Origin of the sequence: Mesorhizobium sp. B263B2A (assembly GCF_020165775.1) — a bacterium.
Classification (GTDB): Bacteria; Pseudomonadota; Alphaproteobacteria; order Rhizobiales; family Rhizobiaceae; genus Mesorhizobium; species Mesorhizobium opportunistum.
The window spans coordinates 1-14,841 of the sequence record NZ_JAIUIU010000050.1 but is presented as its reverse complement, the minus strand read 5'-3'; the positions used below and the strand labels follow the sequence as shown (position 1 = coordinate 14,841).

9 protein-coding genes and 10 pseudogenes are annotated in these 14,841 nt (G+C 59.5%); 7 read left to right on the top strand and 12 right to left on the bottom strand.

What is annotated here, in order from left to right; translation table 11 throughout:
* Positions 1-746: 746 nt before the first annotated feature.
* The 4 genes and pseudogenes from LB568_RS33040 to LB568_RS33025 form a co-directional block, all read left to right on the top strand.
* A pseudogene (locus LB568_RS33040) lies at positions 747-956 on the top strand (SDR family NAD(P)-dependent oxidoreductase); the annotation flags it as partial.
* 54 nt (positions 957-1,010) lie between these two features.
* A pseudogene (locus LB568_RS33035) lies at positions 1,011-1,657 on the top strand (acetyl-CoA C-acetyltransferase); the annotation flags it as partial.
* 155 nt (positions 1,658-1,812) lie between these two features.
* Positions 1,813-2,283, top strand: coding sequence for a thioesterase family protein (locus LB568_RS33030; RefSeq protein WP_084016180.1), 471 nt, complete (start codon positions 1,813-1,815; stop codon positions 2,281-2,283).
* A 581-nt stretch (positions 2,284-2,864) separates the two neighbouring features.
* On the top strand, positions 2,865-3,071 hold the full coding sequence (locus LB568_RS33025) for a hypothetical protein (RefSeq protein WP_224656014.1): 207 nt from the start codon (positions 2,865-2,867) through the stop codon (positions 3,069-3,071).
* A 378-nt stretch (positions 3,072-3,449) separates the two neighbouring features.
* Here LB568_RS33025 and LB568_RS33020 read toward each other — a convergent pair whose 3' ends face one another.
* The 3 genes and pseudogenes from LB568_RS33020 to LB568_RS33015 form a co-directional block, all read right to left on the bottom strand.
* The gene (locus LB568_RS33020) at positions 3,450-4,418 is read right to left on the bottom strand and encodes an IS256 family transposase (RefSeq protein WP_245429735.1); all 969 of its coding nucleotides are present in this window, start codon (positions 4,416-4,418) and stop codon (positions 3,450-3,452) included.
* Positions 4,419-4,507: 89 nt separating this feature from the next.
* Positions 4,508-4,636: pseudogene (locus tag LB568_RS33895) on the bottom strand (IS256 family transposase); the annotation flags it as partial.
* Positions 4,637-4,910: 274 nt separating this feature from the next.
* A pseudogene (locus tag LB568_RS33015) lies at positions 4,911-6,175 on the bottom strand (IS5 family transposase).
* A 1,257-nt stretch (positions 6,176-7,432) separates the two neighbouring features.
* Here LB568_RS33015 and LB568_RS33010 point away from each other — a divergent pair.
* The 3 genes from LB568_RS33010 to LB568_RS33000 all read left to right on the top strand — a co-directional run bounded on the left by LB568_RS33010 (position 7,433) and on the right by LB568_RS33000 (position 10,164).
* Complete coding sequence (locus LB568_RS33010; RefSeq protein ID WP_064995250.1) at positions 7,433-8,266, top strand: transporter substrate-binding domain-containing protein; 834 nt, start codon at positions 7,433-7,435, stop codon at positions 8,264-8,266.
* Positions 8,267-8,326: 60 nt separating this feature from the next.
* The gene (locus LB568_RS33005; RefSeq protein ID WP_064995246.1) at positions 8,327-9,301 is read left to right on the top strand and encodes an amino acid ABC transporter permease; all 975 of its coding nucleotides are present in this window, start codon (positions 8,327-8,329) and stop codon (positions 9,299-9,301) included.
* Between the two features lie 119 nt (positions 9,302-9,420).
* On the top strand, positions 9,421-10,164 hold the full coding sequence (locus tag LB568_RS33000) for an amino acid ABC transporter ATP-binding protein (protein WP_064995251.1): 744 nt from the start codon (positions 9,421-9,423) through the stop codon (positions 10,162-10,164).
* Between the two features lie 332 nt (positions 10,165-10,496).
* On the opposite strand, the gene LB568_RS32995 is transcribed toward LB568_RS33000, so the two are convergent.
* From LB568_RS32995 to tnpB, 9 genes and pseudogenes are all read right to left on the bottom strand, one after another.
* Entirely contained in the window at positions 10,497-10,781 is a 285-nt protein-coding gene (locus LB568_RS32995; RefSeq protein ID WP_224656013.1) for a hypothetical protein, read from the bottom strand.
* Positions 10,733-10,879: pseudogene (locus LB568_RS32990) on the bottom strand (transposase domain-containing protein); the annotation flags it as partial. The gene LB568_RS32995 and the pseudogene LB568_RS32990, both read right to left, overlap by 49 nt.
* A 112-nt stretch (positions 10,880-10,991) precedes the next feature.
* The gene (locus tag LB568_RS32985; protein ID WP_245321945.1) at positions 10,992-11,513 is read right to left on the bottom strand and encodes a tyrosine-type recombinase/integrase; all 522 of its coding nucleotides are present in this window, start codon (positions 11,511-11,513) and stop codon (positions 10,992-10,994) included.
* An 8-nt stretch (positions 11,514-11,521) separates the two neighbouring features.
* Positions 11,522-12,202: pseudogene (locus LB568_RS32980) on the bottom strand (recombinase family protein); the annotation flags it as partial.
* Positions 12,189-12,377 carry a hypothetical protein gene (locus LB568_RS32975; RefSeq protein ID WP_064995247.1) on the bottom strand — a complete coding sequence of 63 codons (189 nt, stop codon included), beginning with the start codon at positions 12,375-12,377 and terminating at the stop codon, positions 12,189-12,191. The gene LB568_RS32975 and the pseudogene LB568_RS32980, both read right to left, overlap by 14 nt.
* A gap of 74 nt (positions 12,378-12,451) precedes the next feature.
* A pseudogene (locus LB568_RS33620) lies at positions 12,452-12,937 on the bottom strand (IS66 family transposase).
* Positions 12,938-12,959: 22 nt separating this feature from the next.
* A pseudogene (locus tag LB568_RS32970) lies at positions 12,960-13,516 on the bottom strand (IS66 family transposase).
* Between the two features lie 59 nt (positions 13,517-13,575).
* Positions 13,576-14,432: pseudogene (locus LB568_RS32965) on the bottom strand (transposase); the annotation flags it as partial.
* 72 nt (positions 14,433-14,504) lie between these two features.
* Positions 14,505-14,726 (bottom strand): annotated as a pseudogene (tnpB, locus tag LB568_RS33890) (IS66 family insertion sequence element accessory protein TnpB); the annotation flags it as partial.
* Between the last annotated feature and the right edge of the window lie 115 nt (positions 14,727-14,841).

Here is a 14,841-nt window from a genome sequence, read left to right as displayed (position 1 = left end):
GCGCAAAGAGGCTCACCGGCGACGCCTGGGAGAAGCGGCTAATTGCAGTGCGACGTGCAGTCGAAAATATCTGAGATACTGCACGTGCTTGGGTGGCCGAGGAACCTCGCTCGCGGCCCTCTCGGGCCTGCTGCAGATGCCCTATTGCAACGACTACGCGGGACGAGGGCCTTTCGATGAACCCGCGGGTCCCGATGCGAAGCTTCGGCCCGCTGGCGCGGCGTGGCGGTATGCGAGGACATCGGTGCGATATGTTCCGGAAACGCCCGGCCTGCGGATGGCACCCCGGGCACGGACCGCGGCAGCTTTTCCTTCTCGGGCTACTGTGAGCACCAGAGCGGCCACGTCGTCGTGCAGCTCGATCCGTATGCCGTCAGGCCTGCGGTCAGTGCACTCTCCCCGGCCGAAAAATTCGGCGCGTCCACTCGTAAGATTCTCCGCTCGTTGAATACAGCGATGCAGAAATCGACGCGCTGCTCGCAGCCGGCAATGCGTAGCTATCGCTGGTGAGTTCGCAGTATTGTGCCCGCGTAACCCCGGAGAAGTTACCATTCTCCATTAGCGCGGTAGAATCTGAATTCGAGATGGCTTCAATCTGCAAACAACATTTGAATTAGCGACGCTCGCAGAAATAGTGTGTTGGACCTCTAAGTAAGTCGTGAATTCGTTGCAAAACTTGCGACCTACTCGGATATTTAGGAGCAGCACAAAGGACCCCCTCCCTGTCTCTCACTGGTCGCCGAGCTATGGTCTCCGCTGCGGCCTCCGGTATTGGTCGTGTTATCGCCGAGGCACTTGCGAAAGCTGGGGCTCCGGTAGAGGTGTGCGATGTTGATCAACAGAAGATTGCAGAGATGAGCCACCGACATCCCGCCATTGGCGCGACACGTTGTGATCTTGCCGAAGCGACCGATACTGAGCGCTTCTTCGAAGCTGCAGCCGAGCGGATGGATGGGATCGACATTGGAAACCAACGTTGGCGGTCAATTTCACCAGCCATTTTTGCTTGCGACCAGGAACAGTTCGCGCTCGCCTCGCAGACCAAGGCCGAGGCGGTGCAGAAGGCTGGCAGTTCAAGGATGAGATCGTCGCCGTCACCATCAAGGGCAAGAAGGGCGACACGATCGTCGACCAGGACGAATATATCCTCATGGCGCCGTCATCGACGCCATGACTAACCTGAAGCCGGCTCTCGACAAGGACGGCACGGTGACGCGGCCAATGCGTCCGGCATCAATGACGGCGCCGGCGCGCTGCTGATGACCGAGGCAGAAGCCACCAGGCCGCGGCATCGCCCGGCTGGTCCGCATCGCTGCCGGGGCGACTGCCGGCGTCGATCCGGCGATAATGGGCCCCGGACCTATTCCCGCCTCGAGGCGGGCGCCGGAGAAGGCCGGCTGGTCGGTCAAGGACCTCGACCTCGTAGAGGCCACGAGGCTTTCGCCGCGCAGGCCCGCGCCGTCTACAAAAGCATGGCCTGGGATCCACAATCGTTAACGTTGATGGCAGCCATCGCCATCAGCCACTCGATTGGCGCCTCCGGTGCCCGCGTGTTCAACACGCTGTCTACGAAATGCGCCGGCGCGGCGCGAAAGAGGGCCTGGCGACGCTCTGCATCGGCGGGGGCATGGGCGTCTCTATGTGCGTGGAACGAATATCGCGGAGCCAAGCAAAAGCGATGCACCGCCAACTTCGCCTCTGTCATGTGTCGCTTGAGCTCTCTTTCGGCAGCAGCGACGTGCGAGTAGAGTGTGAGCACGCAATATCGGCGGCACTGTAATCTTCTAACATTACAAGAGATTGGGCAAATAGATGGATGCGACCTGTAAATTCGCAACAATGGTGACCGACGATCTTATTGACGGATATGGGCACATGAATATGGTGCACTATCTGGCAGCGTTCAGTAAAGCTGCGGATGTACGGCTCGACACTGCCATACGTCTAAATGCGAATGGTTCGATGCTCTCTGGCCTCGTCACCGCCGAGGCGCGGATCGCTTACAAGAAAGAAGCGATGCGCGGCGACAATTTGGTCCTTACTACTTGGATAGCCGACATAGACGAAAAGCGAGTCCATGTCGCGCAAACCATGGTACGTGCCGACGGAGCGTTACTGTCGACAGCTGAACAGCTTTTCCTGAATTTCAACCTGCTATCGCGGCGCGTGGAACCATTCCTGCCCGATGTGCTGGCCGACCTTAGAGGCGGTGTTGAGGCGGACAATGGTAAATTCGATCCGGGCATTGTCAGTCGCCGAATGGGCATATCGAGAATAGTATGAATTTACCTGACCTTCGTCAGTCCGTGTCGGTGGCAACTTCTGCGTGTACGTTAGGCGGCGGATTCTGGGTGTCCACCGTCCCGTTGGCAGGCGTGATGATGCCTCGAAGGCGCGTATCACCAGTGGAGGAGGGATCCACCGGAAAGTCTGAATAGCGGCTTGGTTGGGTAACTGGCCGGGACGAAGCCTCGTGACAAAGACCGCCCCGGGCGGTCGAGCAATCCAGCGTGCCGTAACGTGAGTAAAGCCTGAGCAGGCCTCGAAAGAGTCAATGCAGACTCCGACCCATCTCTCGCTCGGGGAAGGCTGTGCGGACAGGGAAGCAATCGACATAGGCACCTGTCCGGTCTGCCGGGTATTGGGCACGGCACGTTGGAAAGGTGATGCTGGTAATCGAAGGGAGGCCCGTTCGGCATGAGGGTGGCGGCCTCAACCTCCGGGCGGCGGTGCCGGCGGGAGTCGGAAACGGTCGTCCGGCCGTTGAAGCCGGGTAATGCCAGCGGAGCGAAGGACCCTGACTTCTGGTGTGCTTTCGAAGGTGGTGGGGAGGGGTGATTGGCGACAAGCATGGAAACGCCGAAATGACCAGGTATCTGCAGAGGAAGCTGTATCGTAAGGCGAAGGCGGAGCCCCTTTACCGCTTCTACGTGCTCTACGACAAGATCTGCCGTGAAGACATGCTGCGCCATGCCTATGCGCTTACCCGCGCCAATGCGGGTTCGCCGGGCGTGAACGGCGTGACCTTTGCGCAGATCGAGGCGGAGGGTGTAACAAGGGGCCGCGGCTAGAAGTGCGTGTTCGGCTGAACCAGCTTTTGCTCGGTTGGTCGACCTACTTCAGCTACGACACCCGAGCGCCGGCCTATGATGCCGTTGACCGGTAATGTGTATGACCGCGTGAGCAAGTGCCATCGGCATAAGCTGCAAGGGTGCGGCGCGAAACAGCTCTCGCGGACCACATCTCCGAGAAACTGGGCGTGGTGTGTCTTCGTCGGCAGCGCGTATCGCCGCCGTGGGCCTTACGATGAGGCCAGTGGGAAGCTGGATGCGGGAGATCCGATGTCCGGTTTGATGAGCAGCGACTGGAAACGGAGCGACGGTCCGGACTGCGGCACCGGCAAAAGGCGGTTGTGTGAGTTCCGCAAAATGAGGCGGCCATGAAGCTGGTCATGCGGCTTGACGCAGCGCGAGCTTCTTGTGCTCGCGCAGGTCGTCCATGTTGATGAAGCGGTTGGCCTCCATCCAGTTTTCGTTGGTCTCGACGGCCAGTGCCCTGACGAGGCGCAGGCAGCGCTGTGAGTTTGGAAAGATGCGTACGACATAGGTGCGCCGGCGGATTTCCTCATTGAGCCGTTCAAGCATGTTCGTGCTCTTGAGATGCTTGTGATGCTGGCGCGGCAGACAAAAGAAGGTCAGCGTGCGCTCGATGGTCTCCTCCACCCAGGTCGTCAGCCTTGGATAGCGGCCCGACCATTTGGACAGCCATGCGGCGAGATCGGCCTTGGCCTCGGCGAGATCGCGCCGGTCATAGAGCCAGCGCAACTCCTGCAGGCAATCGTCGCCATGCTTTCTCGGTAGGTGATCGAGCGCGTTCCTGAGGAAGTGCACGTAGCAGCGCTGCCAGGCGGCTTCCGGGATCACCTCGCCGATCGCGGCCACCAGGCCGGCATGATCGTCGGACACGACCAGCTCGAGCCCTTGAGGCCGCGCGCCTTCAGGGCGACGAGGAAATCCCTCCAGGCCGAGCGGCTCGCGATTGGCCATCTCGACGGCCAGGATCTGGCGCCGCCCATCCCAGTCGATGCCGACCGCGATCAGCACCGCCTGGCTCATGACGATGCCGGCTTCGCGTACCTTCTTGTAGCGAGCATCGAGGATGAGGTAGGCAAAAGGCTCTTGAAGCAGGCGCTCGGCAAACGCCTTCAAACTCTCGTCCAGGCGTTTGTTGATGGCCGAGATCGACGAGGCCGAGAAAGCATGGCCGCACAGCTCTTCTGTGATCGCCTTGACCTTCCGGGTCGAAACGCCCTGCACATACATCTCCGCAAGCGTGGCCACCAAGGCCCGCTCCGAACGCTGGTAACGCTCGAAAAGCTCGGTGGAGAAGCGGCCGGCCCGGTCCTGCGGAACCCGCAGCTCAAGCTTGCCGATGACAAGGGTACGGCCATAGAACCCGAGCGGCAGCCCAGCCGCTCCGGTGTGCGCTCGCTCTTCAAAGCACCCAGCGCCTCGTCCATCTCGGCCCCGAGCACCTCCTGCATCACGGCGCGGATCACCTCGTGCAATCCATCCGGGTTCGAAAGCAGAATGTCTTTGACGGCAGCGCTGGCGGTCTTACTTTCTGTCTTGGTCATGGTGGCGTTCCTTCCAGGGAATCGGTGACGTTGAACATCACCAGCCTTCCCTCTCTCAGCGAATTTGCAGAACCCTCAGCACACTACCCACAAGGCGAAAGCCGTCGGCCAACGGCAACTCCCCGGAACCCACCGCCACCGCGCCAGTCGTTGACTCCTCATTCGATTGTGGCGAAAGCTTCTATACCCTGCTGCGCTGGTATCGCGATGGGGTCATTGTCGAGCGCAACCTGCCGGTGCTCTCGACTTAGTCGACTGTGAACAATCTTGATCGCTAAGCGGCAAGCTGCTTCGGCCGGTTCAGGAACGCGGCGATCAAGAGCCACAAAAGTTGCTTCAGCCACCTGAGCAGGAGGGAGAAGTTGTAACCGGCTGCGGCCAGGATGGCGTTGATCGCATCGCCTTGGATGTGAGCGAGTTAATTGCGGCCATTCTGTGTTCGTTCTTGATGTGGCCAATCACCGGCTCGATCGCGGAGCGGCGGCGCATTTGGCGCTTGATGGCCGGTGTCACGCGGCGCTTTTGACCAGCGGTGAAGACCCTGAACTTATGACTTTGCGGCGCATTGTGGCCGCGATAGCCGGCGTCGGCGAGAACGCGGCTGATCTCGTTGCCGATGGTCTTTTCCATGTCAGGGATGATCGATGAGCGTGTGGCCGTCATAGGGATTGCCGGGCAGCGCTTTTGCATGTAGGGCGAACTGGCCACCCTTTGAGCGGTTCAGTGTGGTGGCCACCGGCACCTTCACCCGAACTCGTAGGGCGCGTGCGCCTTGCCCTTGCCGATGCATTCCACCTCGTGCGCATGCAGGCTGTAGATCTTGCGGCCGCGCTGGCGCTGCTCGAGAACGGTGGAGGCCTGGTAGAGCGACCATTTGAAAAGCGCGTCCAGCTTCGCGTCGCCGGCGATCTGACGGGAGATGTCGCGGACGGTGCGCCCCACATACGTCCTGAGCCTGCGCAGGGCCTTGTTGGCCCGCTTGAATTGCTTGGCGTGGGCGTAGCGCTGATACATGATCAGCGCCTGTTTGCCGACCCGGACATAGGACTGACGCAGGTCGAGCCGCGTCTTCTTCGCCAGCCGCACCAGCCGCTCGCGGGCCCGGTGGATGAGCTTGGCGTTGGTCGGGAACAGGCTGCACGGTCGTGTCCACGATCACTTGGCGCGTGTCGGTCGGCTTCATCGCCCTGTTCTTGACCGCAATGCTGAGGCTTTCTTGCAAGCGCGACGATCCGCTCCTCGCCCATGCGGCTGCGCCAGCGCGTCATCGACGAGCGGTCGAACGGCAGGTTGTGGCGGAAGAACTCCTCGCCGGACAGACACTGGAAATACAGGTTCTCGATCCAGCGGACGCACAGCGCCTCGTCCGACAGGTTGAAGGTGTGCTTGAGGATGGCGAGCCCCGCTATTAGCCGGGTCGGCATCGGCAGCATGCCGGGACCGTTCGAATAGACCGCACCGAAGCGCGCCTCTCTGCTCAAGGCGAGCGCGGAACAGATCCTGTTCTCCAGTCTCACGCCGCTCGCGTGGTCTGCCCATCGCCTAGCTCCGATTCACTGCGATGAAAGCGGCGAATCGCGCTTCGCCAGGCGGCGAAATCGCAAACTGGAATTGCAAGAAACTACCCACAAACTGGCCGTTACCTGCAATTCGGAAGCTGAAAAGTAGACTATTCCTATGCGATATCAGCGGCTTCGGTATTCTTCACGGCCGACGACTTACCTCGGGCACGCACACGTCACCGACACCTACTGGGATCTCACCGAAACGCCAGAGTTACTGCAGTGCGCCCTACTGCGAGTGGAGCCATCTGAGCGGGGAGACCGGGATGAAGAGCGCCAGCACATTTCCCACACTGCTGGAGAGGTTCTTCATGGACCGGCTCATGCGACAGTGACAGGTGAGTCCTCACACGCTTGTGAGCTATTCTGAGCAAGGCGTTGACGTTGCCTGATCTGGAGCCCCCCTTCCGCGTGCTCGCGATGCCGACCAAGCGCTATTTGCGGCGACCAATTGAGAGCACACCTCCAGGACATCTGAGCAGAACGCGCTTTTCAAATACATCGGGGCTCTAGCATATCCAGAACCGCATTTAGCTGTCCGGGAGTGAGTCTGCAAGCGATTAGTGGTATCGCAGGAGATAATCGCCCCCAAGTTGGTGTCCTCTCCAAACAAGCGCTTCGCTGCCGGGGCTGGCGACAAGCGATTTACTTAAACAAAACACTGCAACCGGTCAATTTCCTTCGCCGTTGTCGAATACTGCTTTCCGCATGACCTCATTCCGCCATGAGCAGTTCGTGGGTTGCCAACTGGTCTCGGTGGGGGGCATCTTTCGGTGTATCGCAAATGAACATCTCGAAACGCGATGGGATACCCACACATTTTATGTTGGTCGTGCCGCCGTGTGGCTCGATATCATCGGTAACATCATACCTAGCGTTAGATCTTGACACGCTTGGCATGACCACGGGTCATCTTGTTGTCCCCAAAGTCCCACTATGGGTCATCGAATGACAAGATATCGTGAGGTGTTCCCAATTTTGGACCGCCCGGCTGGAGGATTTCCGGGCTGCCAAGACGCTTCCAGCCATCTAACTTCCAGATGGGTCTGATATTGATTATATTCTTGCTACCTCATGGGCCGAGGGGCTTTGGTTAGCATATAGGCGACGGCATGGAGGAGTGAGCGCTCGCGGCTGCTTCAGCCATGGTGATTGGCTATAGCGGCCCGTCGCTTCTGTATGAGCGGTACCGCCGAGTCTCATGCATCATATCAACCTCAAAGGGGAATGTACTATGAATAAGATTGTGACAATTATCACAGCGGCATCATTGTCCATCGCGTCGGTCGTTTACAGTACCTCGGTGTATGCCGGAGAGGTGCTGCAGCGTGTTCTCAATACGAAGACGCTCAGGGTTGCGGTTGGCACTGATTGGGGAGCAATGTCTTCCCTGAATGCGAACCACGAATTAGAGGGCTATGACATCGACGTCGCCAAAGGCGTCGCTAAATCCCTTGGTGTTAACGTTGAATTTGTCACGCCGGGGTGGGACATCATAGCCGCAGGCAACTGGCAGGGCCGTTGGGATATTAGCATGGGTCAAATGACCCCTACTAAAACCAGAGCTGAAAAATTCGACTATTCCACCACTTACTTCTATGAAAAAGCGGCTGTCATTGTTCACAATGACAGTAAGGCGTCTACACTTTCCGATCTAAATGGAAAGATCGTCGGCGTTTCCGCTGGAACCCTGGCCGAGGACTATGTAAACCAAAACTTTAAGTGGGATTGGATTGGCGCTCGGCCCGAGGATTACAAATTCAAGGCCGGTGAAGTGAAGGTTTATACCTCAACGGGTGTTGCGTTGGATGATCTCCGGCTAGGCGATGGTACCCGTCTTCATGCAATTCTTACTGACGGAACTCTCGCGGAAAGAGCAATCAAATCTGGCTACCCCTTCAAGGTGCTTGGGAGTCTCTTTGCCACGCCTGCTGCCATCCCTATGATGAAAGGCGACAAGGAGTTCAGCGAGAAGGTCTCAGCCGCCCTAAAGAGCATGAAGGATGACGGCACGCTCTCGACTCTGTCGATCAAATGGTACGGGTCGGACCACTCTGTCGAGAATTAGCAAGTTGGTGAAAGTTACGCGGCTCGGGTCAGCCCGAGCCGCCTTGTTGGAGGATGTCCCATGCTTTACCAGGATACGGTGGAATCCGAGGTCCTTGTCCATAGACCGTGGTTTGTTGCCTCGATCTTTGGCGTCGTCTTCGCGATTTGTCTCATGTTCAACCTTGTGGGCACAACCTTCGGCGAGCTTATGCGGCCTGTCATCGGCGACCCTCTGCAGAGTGGCGTCTATGGGCGTTTCGCAATCGCTTTCGTGATTGGGGTCACGTTCTGCCTAAACATCGTGCTAATCGGTTTTGCCCCCTTGAAGGCCCAGATTGGCATTGTGTGGATCGAGCTGCTGACTCTCTTCCTGGCCTTCTTCAAAGCGTTCAACCTTAGTCTGCCCTTCATCTGGGAAAATCTGCCATACCTGATTACGCAGGGTGTGGTGACGACGATCTATGTTTCAGCAGTTTCACTTGTTTGCGCATCAGTCATCGCCATCATTGCAGCGATTGCTAAACTTTCAAGCAACGGCTTCGCCTACGCTATCGCCAGCTTCTACACATCCTTTTTTCGTGGCCTGCCGCTTCTCATACAGATTTACCTGATTTACCTCGGGCTGCCGCAGCTGGGCATTGTCATCAATGCCGTTCCTTCGGGGATATTGGCGCTGTCGCTTTGCGTCGGCGCATATATGACTGAAATTTTCCGCGCCGGTATCCAAAGCATCGATCGCGGCCAATGGGAAGCTTCACGATCCATTGGTTTCGGCTTCGGTCTAACCATGCGCAGGATCATCCTGCCTCAGGCGCTGCCTGTCATCATTCCTCCAATGGGAAACACGTTCATCTCAATGCTGAAAGACAGCTCGCTTGTCTCGGTCCTCGGAGTGTGGGAGCTAACGTTCCTTGCTCGCACCATCGGCCAGCCAACCTTCCATCACATGGAGATGCTGATAACAGCCGCAATGATTTATTGGATCATGTCTGCCTGCCTCGAAGTGGCTCAATCGCGACTCGAGCGTCACTATGCAAGGAGCAAAGCACGATGACTGCTGGCCTCAAAAGTCACTTGAAGGGCCTCGATAGCGGCGATTCCTCGCAAGCGATTGGCAATGTGCTGCGCGAATCACTTTCATCCCAGGAGTCATTCAGTCAGAAGCACGGGTCAATGAGTGCTGACATAATTATCGAAGCCACGAATGTCTCCAAATGGTACGGCACCTTCAGAGCATTAACTGATGTCAATCTAACCGTCCGCAAAGGCGAACGCATCGTCATCTGCGGTCCCTCCGGATCCGGGAAGTCGACGCTCATCCGCTGCTTCAACCGGCTCGAAGCGCATCAGAAGGGCGAGATCACCGTCAACGGGATCAGATTGCACAACAAAATGCGCAACGTGACCGAAGTTCGCAAGAATGTCGGGATGGTGTTCCAGCACTTCAATCTCTTCCCCCATATGACCGTGCTGATGAACTGCATGGCCGGTCCCATGTGGATCAAGGGCGTGCCCGAAGCCCAGGCCAAAAAGACCGCGCTGAAATTTCTGGAGCGGGTGCGAATTCCAGAACAGGCGAACAAATACCCGGTTCAGCTGTCCGGCGGACAGCAGCAGCGTGTTGCGATTGCCCGTTCGCTGTGCATGGAACCCGCGGTCATGCTGTTCGACGAACCGACGTCGGCGCTCGATCCGGAAATGGTCTCCGAAGTGCTGGACACTATGACCAGTTTGGCAAGCGACGGCATGACCATGGTCTGCGTCACCCACGAGATGGGGTTTGCTCGCGCCGTCGCAGACCGGGTAATATTTATGGATTGGGGCCAAATCGTTGAAGAGGGCAATCCCAACGACTTCTTCACCAACCCCCAGCACGAACGCACCAAGCTATTTCTTAGCCAGATCCTGAGACATTGAAGGGTCTCGGCTGACACTCGTTGGTCTTGGTGCCACAGCTAACTAGGTAGCGGCAAGGGCGATCAGCGTAAGCGCCAAGCTGACCCCATCTGGCGCGGCTTGAGGTGATGAGCGATAGATAGTGACACTGAATGAGCTGAGGAGCTTGCAATGTCAATTTCTATGTCTGCGCCTATGCCGGATGACAGAAGCTTCCATGTCCTTGAGGCGGTTGCGAGCCGGCTGGACGCAAGTCCGCGGCGGCGCTGGTCGGCGGAAGCGTACGCAACCGGTGAAGAACGCAGACGTGCGTATCCGGCGGCCATGAGGACCTTAGCACTGCGGTGCTGGCGTCAAGTTTTTGATGGGGAGATGCGATGATATTCTTCGAGGAGGAGTTTAACCTCCTCGATGCCTTCATCGGTGAAGGCTAAGATCCCGTCGTCATCGTTGGTGCCGTACACCCAGATGACGCCGTCCTCCGGCTCGAGACCGAGGGTCAGTTCGTGGATGAGCGCTTCGCTGACGCCGAGGTCGCTGGCGACAAGTTCGACGGTGTAGACGTGGTGCACCTTATTGCGCTGCATGTTCAGGCCGCCGCTGGTTGGGTCCGCAGTTTTGCGGATCTCCAATTCCACGGCAGCAAATCATCGATCCAATGTGCCGGATAGGCGGGCAGTCGGGCGAGGATGTCGGCGAGCCAGGCCTGAGGGTCGACGTCATTCAACTTAGCGCTTTATGCCGACCGCCGAACTATGCCGAGCCTCTTCCGATCATGGCGGTATGACGCGCTTTGCCTGCCATTTCGACCAAGAACCGGTCGTTCACACTCGGCATAGGTCTCATGCTCAAAGGGCGTTCAGGAACGCGAGAAGCCGGTCGTTTGGTCGAAATCGTTCGGCCTTTGCGCGTTCGTATGGCTTCAGCTTGGCAAGTGCGGATTCCTTCAGCTCAAGATGTGCGTGAAGATAGGTCAGCGTTGTTTCCATCGCCTCATGGCCCAGCCATAGGGCGATGACCGAACAATCGACGCCCGCCTGCAGCAGCTCCATGGCAGCGCTGTGCCTCAAAACATGGGGCGACACCCGCTTCGAGCGGAGGGGGACGCAGTGTTCGCGAGCCTTGGCGACATATTTGTTCAGCAGCGCCTGCACGCCGTCGGCGCTCAGCCTGCCGCCGTGCATGTTCGGAAAGAGAGCCGTTGTACCCCGCTTCCTGGGCTCGTTGAGCCAGCCCCGAAGGGCTTGCTGTGCAACCTTGGTGAGCGGCGTACTTCGCTCCTTGCGGCCCTTGCCAACGCATCGCACGTGGGCACCGTGCCCCAGCATCACCGAGTCCTGGTGGAGATCGATGATCTCCGAGACCCGCAACCCCGTTTGCGCGGCCAGCAACAGCAGTAATGCACGCCATCGTCGATCATCGAGATCAGGACCTGGCGCGCACTGCCGAGTTCGCGGAAGCGCGCGAATATCAGGCGAATGGTCTCCTGCAGGCGCATGTCGGGATCGAAACCGAGACCATAATCGCGGTGCCAGACATAGCCGAAGGGCACGGAGATGCGCAGTTCCCCACGCTGTGCCTTGGCGCGGGCGGCCTCGTACATGCGGGCACGCAGCACGCCGAGCTCGAACTCGCTGATGCTGCCCTTCATACCGAGCAGCAGGCGGTCGTTCGGCAATCCCGGATCGTAGACTCCGTCCAGATCGATCACGCGTGCATCGACTTCGCCGCACAACTCGAGCAGCCGATGCCAGTCCGGCCCGTTGCGCGACAGGCGGGACGCCTCCAGGCAAAGCACGGCGCCCACATGGCCGGTGCACAGATCGTCGACCAGGCGCTCGAAACCGGGACGCTCCACAGCCCCGCTTGCGGTTCGTCCCAGATCCTCGTCGATCACCTCTACTTTGCGGAATCCCCAGCGCCGCGCGACGTCGACAAGCTCATACTGCCGACGCTGGCTCTCAAGGTTGAGCTGGACCTGCGCCTGAGTGGACTGACGCACATAGACCACGGCCTTGCGCTTGAGGACGGCAGTCGGAATCAGATTACCGCTCGTCATCGCAGCTCTCCTCCTCCGTTGCCACGCCGGCGGCGGCCATCAGTACGTTGGCGAGCCGGGCGATCACTATGGTCCATTGCGCTGAACTCAGCCCGTTCAGCTTCTGCGAGTCGAGCGGCAAGCTGAGTTGGCGAACGACCACGAGAGATCGTGTCGGGGGTGGCAAGGTTCTCATGTTGCGCCTCCGCGATGGTGAAATCATCCGGAGAGCCTCGCCGGAAACGGCGTTCGATCAAGAGCTTGTTAAGCTCAAGCAGCGCGGCAAGCGATACGCGCGGGGAGCCAAGGTCCATCGCCGCGCAAGCCACGGGATCGATCATCCAGGCCGGAGCGGTAATGACATGCCCGGGCGCGACGACGAGATGAATGATCCGGCCGTTGGCGCGCTCTTCGCTGTTCTCGCAGCGAAGCCGACGTCCGAAATACGGGTGCCAACGGTAATGGACCTCGACCTCCTGCCCAACATGGGCAGAATGACCCCGAGATGGCGATGCCGCGCAGGGCTCGCTCGGCTGCATTGTTCGATGGGCAAATCCGCCCATCGTCGAGGAACCGGGTGAAGGATGACTAGCGACGCAGCATGTAGTTGAAGGCCTTGGTCAGATCGTGTCCGCGCGAGAGCTTGTCGCGCGTCTCGATCATCCAGCGCTCGAGCTCGGTGACCAGCGGCGCGCTCCGCTCTTGGCGCACGGCGTGGCGTTGGCCTGGGGACAGGCCGTTGATCGCGCGCTCAATATCGAACAGGGCATCGATGCGCTCACGGCTTAACCGCGAGCGGATAGACCAGGTTGGGCTTCTCGCCGCGCGCCTTCTTGCGCGCCGCCGCTTCGATATCGGCCAGCTCGAACACTTTGCGCCGGCTGTGGGCCCAGCAGCTGGCCTCCAGAACAGGCGCGGGCTGACGGCCCGTCGTATAGAGATCGCCATAACCGCCATAGGCATCGCCCTGCAGGATGCCGCTCCAGCCGGCGAGATGCGCCGCAGGATGCTCCCCTCGGCGATCGCGGGAATAGTAGAACACCGCCGCCGGCGGATCGGCGCCACCGAATGGTCGGTCATCGCGCACATAGGTCCATAATCGGCCGGTATCGGTCTTGCCCTTGGCCAGGACCGGAACCGTCGTATCGTCGCCGTGCAGACGTGAAGCGGACAGCAATGGGGTTCGAGCCGCTTGAACAGCGGCATCAGCGCCGCGGCGCCGGCGCCGACCTGGTCGGCGAGCGTCGACAGGCTGAGCGGCACGCCTTCGCGGGCATAGCGTTCAGCCTGGCGATTGAGCGGCTGATGCTGGCCGAACTTCTCGAACAGGATCATCGCCAGCAGGCCGGGACCGGCCCAGCCGCGCGGGGTGGCGTGGAACGGCGCCGGAGCCTGATGGGCGGTCCGCTGCCGCCAAAGGGCCGATCATCGCGGAGATAGGTCCAGAGGTAGGCCGTCTTGGCCTTGCCCGATCCCGCCGCCAACGTTGGCAGCGTGGTCTCATCGGCAAAGACCCGCTCACCCTGGTTGATGCCGGTCAGTGCGTAATCGGCGAGTGGCTCGAGCTCGAAGCCGACCTTGCCCATCCACTGGGCCATCTGTGACCGGTCGATCTCGACCTGATCGCGAGCATAGATCGCTTCGTGGCGGTAGATCGGCAGGCCATCAGCGTATTTCGACACCGCGAACTGCGCCAGCAGCGCTTCGGTCGGATGCTTTCGAATGCGGGCGGGAGCGGCTGCCTTGATAACGCCGTCCGACGGGTGACGATCACCCGGAACTTCGCGGGGTGACATCGAGCCGTTCGGAGACATCCTCGCCAATCGGGATCTTTTCCAGCGCTTCGCAGCCAGCAGGCGTTTCGGGCTCGATGACCACCTCGACCTGTTCGAGATGGGCCGCAAAGCCTTTGCGAGGACGCGGTGCGCGCTTCGCTTTCGAGCCGCCCACAGACTTGTCCATCTGCGCTTCGATGGCCGCCACGCCGGTTTCGGTCTCCTCGAAGACGAGAGCATACTGCTCCTCGCTCAGCTCACCGGTCCGCAAAACTTTCGGAGCGGCTGCCGAAGCGCGCGCTCTCCAAGCATCTTCACCACCGCGGTCAGACGTGCGATCCGCTCATCAGCACTTTTGTTGACCAACTCGAGATGAAGGCGCGCTCCTCCATAAGGGCGGCCTTTTCGGCCATGGCAACAACCATCGTCTTGAGCGCGTCAACGTCGTCCGGGAGTGCGAGATGGGGTGTCGACATGGCCAAAATCAGAGCATATTCGCGGGCAATTTTCCCGCTTTTCAGCCCCCTGATTCATCATGCCGCAGGGTTTTACCCAGCCGATTGCGGCCGCCTGACGGTCTCCGTCCGAACCCGTTTCCAGTCCATTCCGTCAACCAGAGCCATGAGCTGAGCATTGAGCTGGACCCGGTTGTGGCCGATCCGCGGCCAACTTCGCGTCGTTAGCCGCTTGGCATAAAAACACACGCCGCTGCCGTCCCACCAGACGATCTTGATCCTGTCCGCTCTTTTGGCGCGGAAGACGTAAAGCGCGCCGTTGAACGGTTAGGTGGCGCGCCACCTAACCCTAGTTATGCATCGGGTGAGATTTTGTGGCGGAGCCGTCCTGGCGCCAGCCGAGGTCTGCCAAATCTGGAATCCTCCGCCA